Annotated in this window: 20 protein-coding genes; 18 read left to right on the plus strand and 2 right to left on the minus strand. The window is 53.0% G+C overall.

Going from position 1 to position 15,256, the window contains the following annotated elements:
• The 7 genes from HOM51_09285 to HOM51_09315 form a co-directional block, all read left to right on the plus strand.
• On the plus strand, window positions 1-291 hold a 291-nt coding region (locus tag HOM51_09285; GenBank protein MBT5034700.1), incomplete at its 5' end, for an excinuclease ABC subunit C.
• Window positions 292-307: 16 nt separating this feature from the next.
• Window positions 308-919 (plus strand): CDP-diacylglycerol--glycerol-3-phosphate 3-phosphatidyltransferase, encoded by a 612-nt coding sequence (gene pgsA / locus HOM51_09290; protein ID MBT5034701.1) that lies wholly within the window; start codon window positions 308-310, stop codon window positions 917-919.
• 22 nt (window positions 920-941) lie between these two features.
• Window positions 942-1,442 (plus strand): molybdopterin-guanine dinucleotide biosynthesis protein B, encoded by a 501-nt coding sequence (gene mobB / locus HOM51_09295; GenBank protein MBT5034702.1) that lies wholly within the window; start codon window positions 942-944, stop codon window positions 1,440-1,442.
• 7 nt (window positions 1,443-1,449) lie between these two features.
• Window positions 1,450-2,709, plus strand: a complete 1,260-nt coding sequence (locus tag HOM51_09300; protein ID MBT5034703.1) for a molybdopterin molybdotransferase MoeA — start codon at window positions 1,450-1,452, stop codon at window positions 2,707-2,709.
• Window positions 2,706-2,957, plus strand: a complete 252-nt coding sequence (gene moaD / locus HOM51_09305; protein MBT5034704.1) for a molybdopterin converting factor subunit 1 — start codon at window positions 2,706-2,708, stop codon at window positions 2,955-2,957. Before HOM51_09300 ends, moaD begins: the two co-directional genes overlap by 4 nt.
• A gap of 4 nt (window positions 2,958-2,961) precedes the next feature.
• On the plus strand, window positions 2,962-3,426 hold the full coding sequence (locus tag HOM51_09310) for a molybdenum cofactor biosynthesis protein MoaE (protein MBT5034705.1): 465 nt from the start codon (window positions 2,962-2,964) through the stop codon (window positions 3,424-3,426).
• Window positions 3,427-3,428: 2 nt separating this feature from the next.
• Window positions 3,429-4,283 carry an LOG family protein gene (locus HOM51_09315; protein MBT5034706.1) on the plus strand — a complete coding sequence of 285 codons (855 nt, stop codon included), beginning with the start codon at window positions 3,429-3,431 and terminating at the stop codon, window positions 4,281-4,283.
• Here the strand turns inward: HOM51_09315 and HOM51_09320 are convergent.
• Window positions 4,280-5,161 carry a branched-chain amino acid aminotransferase gene (locus HOM51_09320; GenBank protein MBT5034707.1) on the minus strand — a complete coding sequence of 294 codons (882 nt, stop codon included), beginning with the start codon at window positions 5,159-5,161 and terminating at the stop codon, window positions 4,280-4,282. The genes HOM51_09315 and HOM51_09320 overlap by 4 nt on opposite strands.
• 131 nt (window positions 5,162-5,292) lie before the next feature.
• On the opposite strand from HOM51_09320, the gene HOM51_09325 reads away from it, so the two are divergent.
• From HOM51_09325 to HOM51_09340, 4 genes are all read left to right on the plus strand, one after another.
• A complete protein-coding gene (locus HOM51_09325; protein MBT5034708.1) occupies window positions 5,293-5,757 on the plus strand; it encodes a MarR family transcriptional regulator in 465 nt (154 codons plus the stop codon).
• Between the two features lie 67 nt (window positions 5,758-5,824).
• Window positions 5,825-6,508 carry a response regulator gene (locus tag HOM51_09330; protein ID MBT5034709.1) on the plus strand — a complete coding sequence of 228 codons (684 nt, stop codon included), beginning with the start codon at window positions 5,825-5,827 and terminating at the stop codon, window positions 6,506-6,508.
• 45 nt (window positions 6,509-6,553) lie between these two features.
• Window positions 6,554-7,813, plus strand: coding sequence for a HAMP domain-containing protein (locus HOM51_09335; GenBank protein MBT5034710.1), 1,260 nt, complete (start codon window positions 6,554-6,556; stop codon window positions 7,811-7,813).
• Window position 7,814: 1 nt separating this feature from the next.
• Window positions 7,815-8,525: a TIGR02281 family clan AA aspartic protease gene (locus HOM51_09340; protein ID MBT5034711.1), complete on the plus strand. Its 711-nt coding sequence runs from the start codon at window positions 7,815-7,817 to the stop codon at window positions 8,523-8,525.
• Here HOM51_09340 and HOM51_09345 read toward each other — a convergent pair.
• Window positions 8,522-9,862, minus strand: a complete 1,341-nt coding sequence (locus HOM51_09345) for an ATP-grasp domain-containing protein (protein MBT5034712.1) — start codon at window positions 9,860-9,862, stop codon at window positions 8,522-8,524. The genes HOM51_09340 and HOM51_09345 overlap by 4 nt on opposite strands.
• An 85-nt stretch (window positions 9,863-9,947) precedes the next feature.
• Between HOM51_09345 and HOM51_09350 the strand changes: the two genes are divergently transcribed.
• The 7 genes from HOM51_09350 to HOM51_09380 all read left to right on the plus strand — a co-directional run bounded on the left by HOM51_09350 (window position 9,948) and on the right by HOM51_09380 (window position 15,242).
• Window positions 9,948-10,169 (plus strand): acetyl-CoA carboxylase biotin carboxyl carrier protein subunit, encoded by a 222-nt coding sequence (locus tag HOM51_09350; protein ID MBT5034713.1) that lies wholly within the window; start codon window positions 9,948-9,950, stop codon window positions 10,167-10,169.
• 183 nt (window positions 10,170-10,352) lie between these two features.
• Window positions 10,353-10,649 carry a DUF2849 domain-containing protein gene (locus HOM51_09355; protein ID MBT5034714.1) on the plus strand — a complete coding sequence of 99 codons (297 nt, stop codon included), beginning with the start codon at window positions 10,353-10,355 and terminating at the stop codon, window positions 10,647-10,649.
• 11 nt (window positions 10,650-10,660) lie between these two features.
• Window positions 10,661-12,316, plus strand: coding sequence for a nitrite/sulfite reductase (locus tag HOM51_09360; GenBank protein ID MBT5034715.1), 1,656 nt, complete (start codon window positions 10,661-10,663; stop codon window positions 12,314-12,316).
• Window positions 12,303-12,806, plus strand: coding sequence for a DUF934 domain-containing protein (locus HOM51_09365; protein MBT5034716.1), 504 nt, complete (start codon window positions 12,303-12,305; stop codon window positions 12,804-12,806). Before HOM51_09360 ends, HOM51_09365 begins: the two co-directional genes overlap by 14 nt.
• 160 nt (window positions 12,807-12,966) lie before the next feature.
• On the plus strand, window positions 12,967-13,986 hold the full coding sequence (gene nadA, locus HOM51_09370; protein ID MBT5034717.1) for a quinolinate synthase NadA: 1,020 nt from the start codon (window positions 12,967-12,969) through the stop codon (window positions 13,984-13,986).
• Window positions 13,987-13,993: 7 nt separating this feature from the next.
• A complete protein-coding gene (gene nadC, locus HOM51_09375; protein MBT5034718.1) occupies window positions 13,994-14,830 on the plus strand; it encodes a carboxylating nicotinate-nucleotide diphosphorylase in 837 nt (278 codons plus the stop codon).
• A gap of 4 nt (window positions 14,831-14,834) precedes the next feature.
• Window positions 14,835-15,242, plus strand: a complete 408-nt coding sequence (locus HOM51_09380; GenBank protein MBT5034719.1) for a hypothetical protein — start codon at window positions 14,835-14,837, stop codon at window positions 15,240-15,242.
• Window positions 15,243-15,256 lie beyond the last annotated feature (14 nt).

Genomic DNA, 15,256 nt, shown 5'->3' on the forward strand with positions numbered 1-15,256 from the left:
CCCTTTTCGTTGGACGCACGCGATCCTGTCCTCTATTTCTTACAGCGTCTGCGGGACGAAGCGCACCGGTTTGCCATTGGCGCACATCGGGGGCGACGGCAGAAGGTCTTGGTACGCTCGATTTTGGATGAAATTCCGGGGATCGGAGCCAAACGCAAGAAGGCCCTGCTGCATCATTTCGGTTCCGCACGGGAAGTTGCGCAAGCGGGGGCCACTGATTTACAGGCAGCGGACGGCATTAGCGAAGGCTATGCCAAGAAAATTTATGACTGGTTTCATTCGGACAATTAATTCAGCACACTAAATTATGATTTTTAACATACCCAACATCCTGACATTTTCCCGCATTCTCGCCATCCCCGTGGTGGTTGGTTTGGTCTTTATTGAACCGCCCTTGGGAAATTGGTTGGCCTTTGCGGTTTATGCGTCGGCGTGTATTACGGATTTCTTCGATGGTTACCTGGCGCGGGCCTGGCATCAACAGTCTAAGCTTGGGCGTTTCCTGGATCCCGTCGCTGATAAGCTGTTGGTCGCGGCCGTGCTGCTGTTGCTGGTTGGGATCGACCGGGTCTCAGGACTGACGGTCATTCCGGCAGCGATTATTCTGTGTCGGGAAATTCTGGTCTCTGGCCTTCGTGAGTTTTTGGCGGGGGTACAAGTTAGTTTACCCGTAAGCCGGTTGGCCAAGTGGAAGACGACTGTTCAATTGATGGCGCTCGGGTTTCTATTGGTTGGCAGTGTCGGCCCGGATTTTGGTCCCTTAACAACCCTTGAAGTCGGCACCTACGGACTTTGGATCGCTGCCGGGTTTACGTTGATCACCGGCTTTGACTATTTAGTTGCTGGCCTCCGCCATATCGCCGAGTCTGATCGGCTTGAGGCGGAACAAGCACATCAAAAGCCCGATCAAACCGAATAGATACACATATCGGGATTAAATTATGCAGGTTTTTGGACTAATTGGCTGGCAGGATAGCGGAAAGACCACGTTAATGGTTAAGCTGATTCCGGAAATCATCAACCGGGGTCATACGGTTTCTAGCATGAAACACACCCATCACAGCTTCGACATTGATAAACCGGGCAAAGATTCCTTTGAACATCGCAGAGCCGGTGCCGGTGAAGTTTTAGTCGCCTCAGGCAAACGGTGGGCACTGATGCATGAATTAGATAACCAAGAAGAGCCCACCATGGATGAACTGGTGGGCATGATGGCGCCGGTGGATCTTTTATTGGTCGAAGGGTTCAAACGGGATCAGCATGCTAAAATGGAAGTCCATCGTAGTAAAACAAACAAGCCGTTGCTTTGTGAAAATGACCCAACCGTGGTCGCGGTGGCTAGCGATAAGGCGTTACCGCACCTAAATATACCAGTGTTGGATATCAACGACGTGGCCGCAATTGCTGATTTTGTTCTTGGTCATTGCGAGTTGGAGGCATAGAGCAGGCATGACGGAACTCCGGGACGATTGCTTCGAACTGGACGGTAATGACCTAACCCCCCTCAGCGATGCCTTGGCATTGTTGGCTGAACGGCTTTCATCGATCGTCGAAACAGAAACCGTCCCCCTGAGCAAAGCCCTGAACCGAGCCTTGGCCGAGGATGTTACTGCCCCTCGCAACGTACCGCCCCACAACAACGCAGCTGTTGATGGCTATGCGGTTTATTTTGATGATTTGAATTCAGATGAAGAAACACGGCTGAACATCACCGGACGCATTGCTGCCGGTCACCCACTGGGACGCCCCGCGCGCGCCGGCGAAGCCCTTCGAATTTTTACGGGTGCTCCGGTGCCTGAAGGCCCGGAAACAATCTTCATGCAGGAAGATTGCGTACTTGAAGGCGATGTTGTGGTGCTAAAGCCGGGCATAAAGAAGGGCGCCAATTATCGCTTCGCCGGGGAGGACGTAAAGAAGGGCTCGGTCATCCTGACCCAAGGAACACGGCTGCGGCCCCAGGAAATTGGCCTTGCGGCATCAGTGGGTCGGTCAGAGTTAAAAGTTTTTAAGCCCCTGCGTGTTGCTGTTTTCTCCACCGGTGACGAAGTCCGCGACCCTTCCGGTGCGGCCCCTGATGGCTGCATTTTCGATGCCAACCGTTATACGGTGATGGGCCTGCTAAATGACATGGGGACGGTCGTCACTGATCTTGGGATTCTTCCTGATCAACTGGGTGATATCCAGAATGCGCTTGAGAAAGCTGCTACCTCCCACGATCTATTGATTACCTCTGGCGGCGTCAGCTTGGGCGAAGAAGATCACGTGAAGGACGCAGTGCAAGCCTTGGGTGAAATCCAATTCTGGCGACTGGCGATTAAACCCGGGCGACCGATCGCTATGGGGAAAGTTGGCACGACCGCCTTTATCGGCCTGCCGGGAAACCCGGTTGCATCGATGGTGACATTCATGCGCATCGCGCGGCCCATTGTTTTGTTGTTAGGTGGCCACAAAAGTATCGCGCCTTCTCTGTTCCAAGTTCGCGCCGGATTTGACTTTAAGAAAAAACAAGGCCGCCGGGAATGGGTTCGGGCGCGTCTGGAACGCGGACAAGACGGAATTCTATCCGCCATCAAGCACCCGCAAGGGGGTGCCGGAGTCTTGACCTCCATGGTCGAGTCCGATGGACTGATCGAACTGGCCGAGGATCAGGGCCCCTTCGAAGAGGGATTCATGGTAGACTTTCTACCGTTTAGTGAGGTGACACGATGAAGATTTTCTATTTCGCTTATCTGCGCGAAAAGGCCGGTGTGGGGGAGGAAGAAGTTTCGCCCCCTGAAACCGTAACCGACGTCCAAGGCCTTATGGAATGGGTTAAAGGACGCGGTGGCGGATTTGCCGAAGCCATGGCAGACACCTCAATCGTGCGCGTCGCCGTCAATCAGGAATACGTCCAATTGGATGCGCCGGTCAAAACAGGCGACGAAATCGCATTCTTTCCTCCGGTCACAGGCGGGTAAGTCCATGATCCGTGTGCAAGCCGAACCGTTTGATATGGGGGAAGAGCTCTCCTCGTTCGGTGAGGGCAATCACGGCATCGGCGGTGTGTGCGCGTTCATGGGCCAGGTGAGAGACATGGCAGGTGATGCCTCTGTCAGCGCCATGACGCTGGAACACTACCCCGGCATGACGGAGAAGGCATTGGAGAAGATTGAGGCCGAAGCTCATGAGCGCTGGTCGCTGGAAAAAACCTTGATCATCCACCGCTATGGAAGACTGGAAGCGGGTGATCCCATTGTCCTTGTCGTCGCAGCCTCAGCCCACAGAGCTGCTGCCTTCGATGCCTGCCACTTTCTTATTGATTGGCTGAAAACCCAGGCACCGTTTTGGAAGCTGGAAGAAACCAATGACGGCCCACAATGGGTCGAAGCGCGCTCGTCCGATGACGCCGCCGCTGCCCGGTGGGGTGATGGCTCAAAAGGTTCTTGAAAATGCCTGATAGTAAAGATGACGGCCAATTTGATGGGCCCCTCAAAGCATTTAGAAATTCGGAATTTATGGATGACCGGGTCGCCCGACCGCTCAGAATTCTTTCTGAATACCTGGAACCCGAAGCCCGCTTCGACCGTCTTGGCATCATCGATACCGTCGTATTCTTTGGATCAGCCCGCATTCATTCCCGCGAAGAAGCGGAAAAAGATTTAAAAAACGCCGAAGCGAATGGTGGCGATGTCGATTCAGCAAAAAAAGCCCTGAACATGTCGCGGTACTATGAAGACGCCCGGGAACTGGCACGCAGAATGACCGAATGGTCGAAACATTTGGAAGGCACCAACCGTCGGTTCGTTGTTTGCACGGGGGGCGGTCCTGGAATTATGGAAGCCGCGAACCGAGGCGCGTCCGAAGCCAAGGGGCTGAACATCGGGCTCAACATTAACCTCCCCCAAGAACAGCACGACAACCCCTATATCTCGCGGGAGTTGGCGTTTGAATTTCATTATTTCTTCATGCGCAAATTCTGGTTCATGTTTATGGCCAAGGCGCTGGTCATTTTCCCGGGTGGCTTCGGCACCATGGACGAATTGTTTGAGACCATGACCCTGATCACGACCCACAAGATCAAAAAGAAAATGCCAATTGTGCTATTCGGAACATCGTACTGGAACGACGTCTTAAACATCGATGCGATGGTTGAACACGGCACGGTCAGCGCCGACGAAGCTGCGCTGATCTTCAGAACAGATTCCGTCGATGAAGCCTTCGCCTATATCTCAAAAGATTTAGAAGAAAACGCGCTAGCCGACCCAGAAGACTCTCTATCGCGTGGCACGCGTGCAGAGCCTTAGGTGATTTTACCGACCGCCCGTTCGTAGTCTTCCATCAGGTTTTGAGTGACGTCGCCGACGGTGAATTTGTGACCATCGATTTCGCCGACAGGGGTAACTTCGGCGGCAGTCCCGGTTAGGAAAATTTCTTTCGCACTCGGAATCTCTTCCGGCATGATCACCCGCTCTACCACCTCGTAGCCGCGTTTTTCAGCGAGTTCAATCACGGTCCGCCGGGTAATGCCGTTGAGGAAACAATCCGGGATTGGCGTATGAATTTTGCCATCTTCCATCACCAGGAAAATATTCGCACCAGTTGATTCAGCGACTTGGCCCCGCCAATCGAGCATTAGGGCATCGTCATAGCCTTCGTCTTCCACTGCATGTTTGGACAGGGTACAGATCATGTACAGCCCTGCCGCCTTGGCGTGCACAGGTTCGGTTTCTGGCGAAGGTCGACGCCACGGGCCGGTCTTAAGGCGAATGCCTTTCAAGCGCGCCTCCGGCGAGAAATACGACGGCCATGGCCATGCGGCGATGGCGACATGAATTTTAGTCTCCTGCGCAGAAACACCCATCATCTCACTGCCGCGCCACGCCACCGGTCGAATATAGCCGTCAACGATATCGTTCGCTTTGCAGACATCCAGGCAGGCTTGATCGATCTCTGCAACGGTGTACGGCAATTCAAACCCAAGTTCGTTTGCCGAAAAGCCCAGGCGTTCGCTGTGTTCGGTCAGTTTAAAAATTTTACCATTGTAGACACGAACGCCTTCGAACACCGAAGACGCATAATGCAGAGCGTGACTTAGAATATGAACGTTGGCGTCGCGCCAAGGCACCATCTTGCCATCGTACCAGATGTCCCCATCGCGGTCGTCAAATGTAGCTCCCGACATGACTGCCCCCATCCCTCATTCAATTTAGTGCCAAATAGATAAAAAATTATTCGTATACATTTTCATCCATTTCAGGCATATATGTCAACAATACTGACGTATATTTATAATATGGAAGTTAACCAGCGCACATGACCGCACCGTCCCCGGAAATTAACGAAGAAGACCTGCGCCAGGCGATGGAGCTTCTGTTCTTCGCCTACCGGGATTTTACGTCGGAGCCTGATGCGGTTTTGGCGCAATACAATTTCGGTCGGGCGCATCACCGGGTGATTTATTTCGTTGGCCGCAATCCGGGCATCACTGTCAATGAGTTGCTGGCGATCCTGCGCATTACCAAACAAAGCTTGAACCGGGTTCTTCGGCAACTCGTCCAAGAAGAATTTATCGAACAAAATTCTGACCCGGCCGACCGGCGGCTTCGTCGTCTACGATTGACGCTGGCAGGTGAAAAGTTGGAAGCTAAGTTGACGAAACAACAGAGCCACCGCATTGCAGAGGCCTATCGCGCGGCCGGAGCCCCCGCCATCAACGGATTTCGTGAAATTCTCAGGGGGATCATTAACGTGGAAGACCGCAACCGAATTTCTGGCTAATGTATTTCTGGCTAATGTAGTGTGGTGTTAATGTTATTCTGACGTAATTCGGGGTGGAATGGCTGCGATGAATACCGATATGCCGCATATCCTTGCCGTGGATGATGACGACCGGCTGCGCGAATTGCTGAGAAAGTTTCTCAGCGAGAACGGATTTCGCGTTTCTGCCGCCCGCGATGCGGCGGATGCCAGAATCAAATTAGCGGCGTTAGAATTTGATCTAATGGTGCTCGATCTGATGATGCCCGGCGAAAACGGTCTCGACTTTGCCGCCGACCTGCGCAAGACAAGTTCCATCCCCATCCTAATGCTGACCGCCATGGCCGAGACTGAGGATCGCATCACCGGCTTGGAAAAAGGGGCCGATGATTATCTGACAAAACCGTTTGAGCCGAGAGAACTTTTGCTCCGCATCAATAATATTTTGCGCCGCCAGCCGGACCCCATCGAGGATCTAAGCGATATTCAAATGGGAGACGTCGTGTTTGATCGAACCCATGACACCCTGAGCCGGGAAGGAGACCTCATTCGCCTGACATCGGTGGAAGCCGCTCTCCTGAAGGTTCTGGCGGAACAACCCAATTTGGTGCTAAGCCGCGAGGAATTAATTGACCGGACCGGTGCCGCAGGAGGCGGACGCGCCGTTGACGTTCAAGTCACCCGGTTGCGACGCAAGATCGAACAAGACCCCAAATTGCCACGCTATCTCCAGACCGTGCGCGGCAAGGGTTATGTACTGAGGCCCGACTAAGTGATTAAGAAGTATCTCCCCCGCAGTCTGCTTGGCCGGTCACTGATGATCATCGTGACGCCGCTTATTCTGTTGCAAGTGGTGTCCGGGCTGATCTTTTATGAAAGTCATTGGGACAAAGTCTCGCTTCGCCTGGCCCGGGGTGTGGCCGGCGATATTTCCGCTGTCGTCGAATTAATGCGGGAAAACCCAAGTGCAGACGGGCAAATTCGAGTCTTTAACCTTGCCGCCCGGCACTTGGATATAATTGGGACGCTGAAGCCAAAGAAAATTCTCTCCAACAAATCGCCTGTGGGCCGAAATCTTATGGAGCGGATGTTGATTCGGGCCATTCGCGAACGGATTCAGAAACCGTTTCAAATCGACACAGTCTCTCTCAACCGGCATGTCATCGTACGGATTCAATTACCGCAAGGAATTCTAGAAATAATTACCTCGCGCAAGCGATTGTTCAGTTCCACCACCTATGTCTTCGTCCTCTGGATGGTCGGGACATCGCTTCTGCTGTTTGGTGTCGCCACTATTTTCATGCGTAATCAGGTTAAATCCATTCGCCGCTTGGCGACCGCTGCCGATGACTTCGGAAAAGGTCGGGAAGGTGCAGACTTCAAGATGGAAGGCGCGTCTGAAGTCCGCCAAGCCGCCCACGCCTTCTTGGTCATGCGCGAACGTATTCTTCGCCAGGTCGGCGAACGCACAAAAATGCTCGCCGGTGTCTCCCATGATCTCCGCACCCCTCTGACCCGCATGAAACTACAGATGGCATTGCTGGGCACACAAGATGGCGTTGATGAACTCAAAGAAGATGTTGATGAGATGGAACATATGCTGGAAGGCTACCTCGCCTTTGCCAGAGGCGAAGGGGCCGAAGCTCCTGAGCCAGCGAACCTGAGTGCTCTCCTAGATGAGGTCGTCGCCCAGTCTCGTCGTAAGGGCGGCCACGTGGATTTTCATTCTGAAGGAGAAATCACGCTGCATCTCCGTCGCAATGCCTTCAAGCGTTGCGTCACGAACTTGATCGATAATGCCATTCGCTATGCCGATCACGTCTCTGTCCGCGCCGGACAACGCGGTGATCATATCGATATCACAATTGACGATGACGGACCGGGTATCCCTGAGGATCAACGCGATGATGCCTTCAAACCCTTCCATCGGCTGGAAGATTCACGCAATCCATCGACCGGCGGTGTTGGCCTGGGCCTGACCATCGCCCGCGACGTCATTCGCAGCCATGGCGGGTCCATTTCGCTTGAAGAGTCCCCCTTAGGCGGCCTCCGTGCGCGGTTGCGACTACCAATTTAGTATGGCTAGTTCGCAACACTCGAAGTTCTGGATATGGTGGCTGGTGGGGGCCGTTGGGCTAGGGGCCTTAATTGTTTGGCTCGCTTCCCTATTTCCTGAAACCCTTGAAAGCGACGAAGCCCAAATGGGCCTCTTGCATTCTGTTCTGGTGCTGGCCTTGGTTTCCAGCGGGCTTGCGGCCCACCGCAAACTTCGGCCCGGACATGTTCTCCGCAATGCCGCCATCTGGCTGGCCATCGCGTCGGTTCTGTTCATTGGCTATAGCTATCGGCATGACTTAGGCGCTGTAAAAGATCGTGTCGTCGGCGAATTGCTGCCCCATCAAGGCGAAGTCGTCGGTGCGGAAGTTCGCTTTCGGGCCAGTGACAATGGTCATTTCGTCATTCAAGCCAAAGTCAACGGCACGCCCCTTCGTTTCTTGGTCGATACAGGCGCCAGCGACGTAACCTTGAGCCCGGGTGATGCCCGGCGGTTAGGAATGGACCTAGAAAATTTAAAATTCAATCGGCGCTACGCGACAGCCAACGGCACGGTTTTTGGCGCCCCTGTTCGACTGGATGAAATTAGGATAGGTCCGATAGCGATCCGAAAAGTTCGGGCCTCTGTTAACGGAGCCGATATGGGGCGTTCGCTGCTCGGTATGAGTTTCTTGGAGCGCTTGGACGGTTTCAGTATCTCGAAAGATATATTGACGTTGCGAGCAAAAAATTAGCTTCGTAGATCGATCGCCAATCCGGTGTGAACCTGACCAGACTGAAATTCTTCGCTGTCCAAAACTTCCAGCAAAAACGGAATATTTGTTTTCGGACCCGAAATAGAAAACACCGCCAAGGCATCTCGCAGCCGCGTTATAGCTGTCTTTCGATCCTCTGCCCTGGCGATAACCTTGGCGATCATCGGATCATAAAAAGGTGTGACATCCATGCCCTCCGCGTAGCCAGTTTCCACGCGAATGCCTTCTCCTGCCGGTGGGCGGAAGGTTTCCAAGTGGCCCGGCGACGGGAAAAACTTTATCGGGTCTTCGGCGTACACGCGCGCCTGGACCGCATGGCCTTTGCTTTCAGGCTCAGTCTCAAAAATATCAGATAGTTTATCGCCGGCAGCGGAGCGAATTTGGGCAACAACCAGATCAACATCCGTGACCTCTTCCGTCACGCCATGTTCGACCTGTAGCCTGGTATTCATTTCCAGGAACGTGAAACTACCATCTTCACCGCGCAGCATTTCCACGGTACCAATATTATCGTAACCCATGGTTTGAACAGCTTTGCATATGGTTTCAGCCAAGGCGCTCAGGCTTTTCTCGTCCACCGCAGGGGCGGGTGATTCCTCAATGACCTTTTGATAGCGCCGCTGAACGGAGCAGTCTCTCTCGAACACGGTGCAAGCGTTGCCATGTTTGTCGGCAACGACTTGAAATTCAATATGACGGGGTCGTTCGAGGAGTTTTTCTAAATACACCCCATCGTTGGAAAATGTCCGTTCCGCAAGTGCCCGTGCACGCCCGACTGCCTTCACCAGCTTTTTGGGCTCTGTCACAGGTTGCATGCCGATTCCACCACCACCGCCTGTTGCTTTGATCAACAAAGGAAATCCAATGCGTTCGCCTTCCGCTATGATGGCCGCTTCGTCGTCCGGCAATAGCGGTGATGCCACCAGCATGGGCACCCCATATTCAGCCATGAGTTTGCGAGATTCAACTTTGTCGCCCATTTTTTCGAGCCAATCAGGAGACGGGCCAATAAAGGCAACGTCCCGATTTTCCAACGCACGAGCAAACCCAGCATTTTCCGACAGGAACCCATACCCCGGATGAACGGCATCCGCCCCGCTGTCTTCAATCGCCTTAAACAACGCGTCCTGGTTTAAGTACGATTCCTTGGCTGGGCCGGGACCAATCAGCAACGCTTCGTCGGCTTCCTTCAAATAGGGGGCAGCTGCATCGGCTTCTGAATACACAGCGGCTGACGGAATACCCAGTTTTTTTAAGGCTCGAATGATTCGCGCCGCGACGGCCCCTCGGTTGGCAATCAGAACTTTTTTAAACATTTTCAAGACCAGTATGGAGCAATGGGAAAAGATATGTATGATTGTCGTACTCATTCAGCCCAAATTTACAAGAGGTAACGAAGTCATGGCCGACGTCGACGTCAAAGTAGAAATCACCGGGTCCGTCTGGAAAATCGTCACCAAAGTCGGCGATCAAGTCGAAGAAGACGATGAAATCATGATCCTCGAATCCATGAAAATGGAAATTCCTGTGCTGGCACCTGAGGACGGAACGATCAAAGAAATTCTCGTTGCCGAAGAAGATTCCGTCGAAGAAAACCAAGTCGTTGCGATCCTAGAAGCCTAAGACTCCTCCACTCAAAATAAAAAATTTGCCTTTGTATGGGGAATTTCAATGCTTTAAATACACATTAAAACTTTGTATTATTAATTTAATTTACTTTTTTAAAATGGAGTATTATATTATTCCACATCACAACGATGGATAATTTGGGTCAAAACAAAGTTTCCGTTCAGAGAGATTGGAAAAATGCGGATATTAACGGCAAACAGACTTAGCGACGGGGCCGTGGTTTATTACCAAGGCAACAAAATTTGGTCTCATTGGATCGACAGCGCATTTGCGTTCGCGTCGGTTGAGGAGGCTGAGCGATGTCTGATGGACGCCACGGAGTCCGGTATTGATGTTGTCGGCACCTACGTCATCCCTGTGGAACAAGTAACGGGACGGCTCCATCCCCTGAGCATGCGAGAAAAATTGCGCGCTCAAGGACCAAGTATCCCTTCTAATTTTAAAGCCGCAGATAATCTTCAAAACGCGGCGTAAGGACACAAACCATGTACCGATATGATGAATTCGACCAGGAACTGGTCGATGCACGCGTTCAACAATTCCGGGGTCAGGTGGCCCGGCGGTTGACCGGCGAAACCTCTGAAGATGAATTCAGACCGCTCCGCCTCATGAACGGCCTCTATTTGCAATTGCACGCCTATATGCTGCGAGTTGCGATCCCGTATGGCACCTTTTCAGCCAAACAGATGCGGATGATGGCGCATGTGGCACGCACCTATGACCGGGGCTATGGCCACTTCACGACTCGCCAAAACATTCAATACAACTGGCCCAAGTTGGGCGACGTGCCGGACCTGTTGGCGGATTTAGCCTCTGTTGAAATGCACGCCATCCAAACCAGTGGCAATTGCATTCGCAACACCACGTCCGATCAATACGCCGGCGTCGCAGCGGATGAGATTGAGGACCCCCGGGTTTATTGCGAACTCATTCGCCAATGGTCCACCCTACACCCGGAACTCACCTTCCTGCCGCGCAAGTTCAAGATCGCCGTGACAGGGGCGAGCGATGACCGAGCCGCAGTAAAATTTCACGACATCGGCATTATGATGCACAAAAACGATGCGGGTGACGTAGGATTTGAGATCATGGTCGGCGGCGGCCTTGGCCGATCGCCTTATATCGCTGAAACCGTCCGCGAGTTTCTGCCCAAAGAACATCTTCTGAGTTATCTGGAAGCTGTTCTCAGAGTCTATAACCAACTTGGACGCCGGGACAACAAGTACAAAGCCCGGATCAAAATCTTGTTGGCGGAAACAGGCGTCGAAGAATTCACCCGCTTGGTGGAAGAAGAATGGGCTCAGATCAAGGATGGGGCGCTGACAGTGCCCGCAGAAGAAGTGGATCGGATCAACGCCTATTTCGCCCCCCCTGCCTACGAAAATTCGGAACATAATTCCGAATTGTTTGAAGCCAGAAAGAAGACTCACCCCGCGTTTGCCATGTGGGCGGATACCAATATCGCCGTTCATAAGCACCCGAGCTACGCCATCGTCAATCTGTCCTTAAAACCCATTGGCGGCGTGCCGGGTGATATCACGGCGAGCCAGATGGATACGGTCGCTGACTTGGCCGACACCTACAGCTTTGGCGAAATTCGCGCGACCCACGAACAGAACTTGGTGTTCGCCGACGTGAAGCAGGATGACCTTTATGACCTGTGGTTGAAACTTGATGAGATTGGCCTCGCCACGGCGAACCTTGGGTTGGTCACCGATATGATTACCTGCCCCGGGCTGGATTACTGCGCTTTGGCCAATGCCCGGTCTATTCCCGTCGCACAGGAAATCAGCGAGCGTTTTGCCAACCTGAATGAACAACATCACATCGGCGATTTGAAACTAAAAATTTCGGGCTGTATCAATGCCTGTGGCCATCACCATGCCGGTGCCATCGGGATTTTAGGCGTCGACCGTAAAGGTGAGGAACTTTATCAGATCACCCTTGGCGGCCATGCCGGTGTTGATGCCTCTATCGGCAAGGTCATCGGCCCTGCATTTTCGGCGGAAAATATCGTAGGTGCGGTCTCCGACATTGTTGAAACTTATGTCGAAATCCGTAGCGGCGACGAGCGGTTTATCGATACCTACCGACGAGTCGGTTCGCGTCCCTTCAAGGAGAAGCTTTATGGCACTCATTAAAGAAAAGGCCGTTGTCGAAGACACCTGGGTTCACGTTGATGACAGCGAAGACCTTAGCGACCAGGATTCTGTGATCGTCAGCCTTGATCGTTGGCGGGACGAGCAAAAAATGCTCGCTAAGCGGAACGCGCCCTTGGGCATCCGCCTCCAAAGTGATCAACCGCCTTCTGAAATTTCCGACGATCTCTCGCGTTTTGCCGTCATTGCCCTGGAATTTCCAGCCTTCACCGACGGTCGTGCGTATTCCTATGCGCGGTTGTTGCGGGAAAGGCTTGGCTATACCGGAGAAATTCGTGCTGTCGGCAATGTCCTTCGGGATCAATTGTCGCTTATGCAGCGCTGCGGATTCGATGCATTTGAAGTAAATAGCGCAGAAACAGCATCAAATTGGCTGGAAGCGTTTCAAGAAATCGATGTGGTCTATCAGCCGACAGGAGACAATCAAGAAAGTGTGATGTCTCGGCGGCAACAGGTGCACACAGGGCGTTAGCAGCTCTATTAGGGCGAATTTTACGTAAAATTAAGCCTCTCCACATACCTATTAGTACCTATATGATGCTATTTTATCTTTTCCCGAACAGTTGATTCGGTTAAAAAAATGCGCCATCTATATATTGCAGCGAACCAACGGCGAATATGGAGACGATTCGATGACCGATACGGTGGTTCTTCCAGCGGCTGATGCCGTGACGGAAGGCCAAGTTGACCCTTATCTGGACCTGGAAGCGGAGATTAAGCGTCTCCGCCAGGAAAAGAATGCGGTAATTTTGGCGCACTATTATCAGGATCCAGAAATTCAAGACATCGCCGACTTTGTGGGTGATTCGTTGGATTTGTCTCGCAAAGCTGCGAGCACAGATGCAGATGTCATTATTTTTTGCGGCGTCCGCTTTATGGCCGAGGTTGCCAAAATTCTCAATCCGTCCAAGCTTGTGCTGTTACCTGACGCCGAAGCCGGGTGTTCGCTGGAAGATTCCTGTCAGCCGGATGAGTTCCGCGCCTTCCGGGAAAAGCATCCTGACCACGTCGCCATTTCCTACATTAATTGCTCCGCCGACGTTAAAGCGCTGTCGGACATCATTTGCACCTCGTCCAATGCCGAAGCGATCATCCATTCCATACCCAAAGACCAGCCCATTTTATTCGCGCCGGACAAACACTTGGGTGCATACTTGGCCCGGAAATGCGGCCGAGAGATCACGCTTTGGCCCGGCACTTGCTTGGTTCATGATCAATTCTCCGAACGTGAATTGGTCAAACTAAAAACCCGCCACGCGGACGCTATGGTTGCTGCACACCCCGAATGCCCGGAAGCAATTCTCAAATACGCCGATCATGTGGGCTCGACCAAGGGAATTTTGGATTACGTCATCAATGATCCCCACGACACTTTCATCGTCGCGACCGAACAGCACATCATTCACCAGATGGAAAAGGGTGCGCCGGGTAAAACCTTTATCGCCGCCCCTGGTGCCGATGGCACGTGTAATTGCGCCAACTGCCCATTCATGGAAATGAATACCATGGAGAAGCTTTATCTGGCCCTGCTGAACGAAGCACCGCGGGTTGAATTGCCTGAAGACCTGCGCAAGAAGGCGCAAGAGCCCTTGAACAAAATGATGAAGCTTTCCCCGCCCCCCGTAAAGCAGGCCCAGGCCGCAGCGGAATAAGTCTCGCATGATCCTAGACTCTGAGGTCATCGAACACGCCATCGACGAGGCCATTCGCGAAGACGTTGGGCGCGGAGACCTAACTTCAATCGCCCTAATCCCAGAAGACGCCCAATACTCGGGTACGGTTCGCGCGCGCCAGGATATGGTAGTTGCCGGGCTAGGCATCGCCGAGCGAGTGTTTGAAAAGCTGGCACCGACGGCAAACGTCAAAATTCTGCTGGAAGATGGCGTACAAGTTAAGCCGGGTGCCGACCTCGCTAAAATCAACGGACCGGCGCGGGACCTTTTAACGGCAGAACGCACCGCGCTTAATTTTTTACAGCATCTTTCCGGTATCGCCACCCTGACCCGCACCTACGTGGATGAGATCACCGGCACGGGGGCTGTCTTGTTGGATACGCGGAAGACCATCCCGGGATTACGCCTTCTCGCCAAATACGCGACGTCTATGGGCGGTGCAAAAAACCACCGTCTGCGTTTGGATGATGGGGTGTTGATCAAGGATAATCATTTGAGCGTCGCCGGGGGCGTGGCTGAAGCCGTCACCCGTGCGCGGAAAGCCGGGCTTACGGATATCGAAGTCGAATGCGATACTCTCGATCAAGTGCGCCAATCGATTGAGGCCGGTGCAGATTCGGTGCTGCTCGACAACATGCCGCCGCCTGTTTTGGTCGAGGCCGTAGCTATTGTGGCGGGACGCATCAAGACCGAGGCTTCAGGCGGTGTGACCCTAAAAACCATCCGAGCCATTGCCGAAACGGGTGTCAATTATATTTCGGTCGGACGCATCACCCAATCCGCCCCAGCCATTGATATCGGGCTGGATTGGGACTCGGAGTAAAAACATGGTCCGGCTGATCCCCACCAAACAATGGCGGGACTTCAGCAAATGGTGCCGGTCGCGGAGACTCCGGGCGCTGCCTGCAAATGCCTGGACCCTATCTGCCTACATCCGCGCGTGTGAGCCGACGATGAAGCCCGAGGCCATTCACGAGGCTGTTGCGGCCATTGCACGGCATCACCTTTTGCGATGTGTTCGCTCGCCAGACCGCCACCCTATGGTCCAAGATACCTTGCAAGCATTGGAGAAAAATGCCGATCTAAAAGGAAGCCAATCTGCTTTGTTCGATGCTGAACAGTTTTTAGAGGCTGAACCGCCAAAGATTAAACGGCTGGCTCCTGAAAAGAAAAACAAACCCAGAAGGATACAAATGCGGGCTCAACCCAAGCTGGTTTCCCGACGGCCCACTTAGGCTTAAGATCACGC

This window comes from Rhodospirillaceae bacterium, assembly GCA_018660465.1.
Taxonomy (GTDB): domain Bacteria; phylum Pseudomonadota; class Alphaproteobacteria; order Rhodospirillales; family JABJKH01; genus JABJKH01.

Bases quoted from the DNA above. Each gene is read 5' to 3' on its own strand.
- HOM51_09330 (MBT5034709.1), top strand. From the start codon at position 5,825: ATGAATACCGATATGCCGCATATCCTTGCCGTGGATGATGACGACCGG.
- nadA (MBT5034717.1), top strand. From the start codon at position 12,967: ATGACCGATACGGTGGTTCTTCCAGCGGCTGATGCCGTGACGGAAGGC.
- HOM51_09380 (MBT5034719.1), top strand. From the start codon at position 14,835: ATGGTCCGGCTGATCCCCACCAAACAATGGCGGGACTTCAGCAAATGG.
- nadC (MBT5034718.1), top strand. From the start codon at position 13,994: ATGATCCTAGACTCTGAGGTCATCGAACACGCCATCGACGAGGCCATT.
- mobB (MBT5034702.1), top strand. From the start codon at position 942: ATGCAGGTTTTTGGACTAATTGGCTGGCAGGATAGCGGAAAGACCACG.
- HOM51_09355 (MBT5034714.1), top strand. From the start codon at position 10,353: ATGCGGATATTAACGGCAAACAGACTTAGCGACGGGGCCGTGGTTTAT.
- HOM51_09315 (MBT5034706.1), top strand. From the start codon at position 3,429: ATGCCTGATAGTAAAGATGACGGCCAATTTGATGGGCCCCTCAAAGCA.
- HOM51_09340 (MBT5034711.1), top strand. From the start codon at position 7,815: ATGGCTAGTTCGCAACACTCGAAGTTCTGGATATGGTGGCTGGTGGGG.
- HOM51_09300 (MBT5034703.1), top strand. From the start codon at position 1,450: ATGACGGAACTCCGGGACGATTGCTTCGAACTGGACGGTAATGACCTA.
- HOM51_09335 (MBT5034710.1), top strand. From the start codon at position 6,554: ATGATCATCGTGACGCCGCTTATTCTGTTGCAAGTGGTGTCCGGGCTG.
- moaD (MBT5034704.1), top strand. From the start codon at position 2,706: ATGAAGATTTTCTATTTCGCTTATCTGCGCGAAAAGGCCGGTGTGGGG.
- HOM51_09345 (MBT5034712.1), bottom strand. From the start codon at position 9,862: ATGTTTAAAAAAGTTCTGATTGCCAACCGAGGGGCCGTCGCGGCGCGA.
- HOM51_09365 (MBT5034716.1), top strand. From the start codon at position 12,303: ATGGCACTCATTAAAGAAAAGGCCGTTGTCGAAGACACCTGGGTTCAC.
- HOM51_09325 (MBT5034708.1), top strand. From the start codon at position 5,293: ATGACCGCACCGTCCCCGGAAATTAACGAAGAAGACCTGCGCCAGGCG.
- HOM51_09310 (MBT5034705.1), top strand. From the start codon at position 2,962: ATGATCCGTGTGCAAGCCGAACCGTTTGATATGGGGGAAGAGCTCTCC.
- HOM51_09350 (MBT5034713.1), top strand. From the start codon at position 9,948: ATGGCCGACGTCGACGTCAAAGTAGAAATCACCGGGTCCGTCTGGAAA.
- HOM51_09320 (MBT5034707.1), bottom strand. From the start codon at position 5,161: ATGTCGGGAGCTACATTTGACGACCGCGATGGGGACATCTGGTACGAT.
- pgsA (MBT5034701.1), top strand. From the start codon at position 308: ATGATTTTTAACATACCCAACATCCTGACATTTTCCCGCATTCTCGCC.
- HOM51_09360 (MBT5034715.1), top strand. From the start codon at position 10,661: ATGTACCGATATGATGAATTCGACCAGGAACTGGTCGATGCACGCGTT.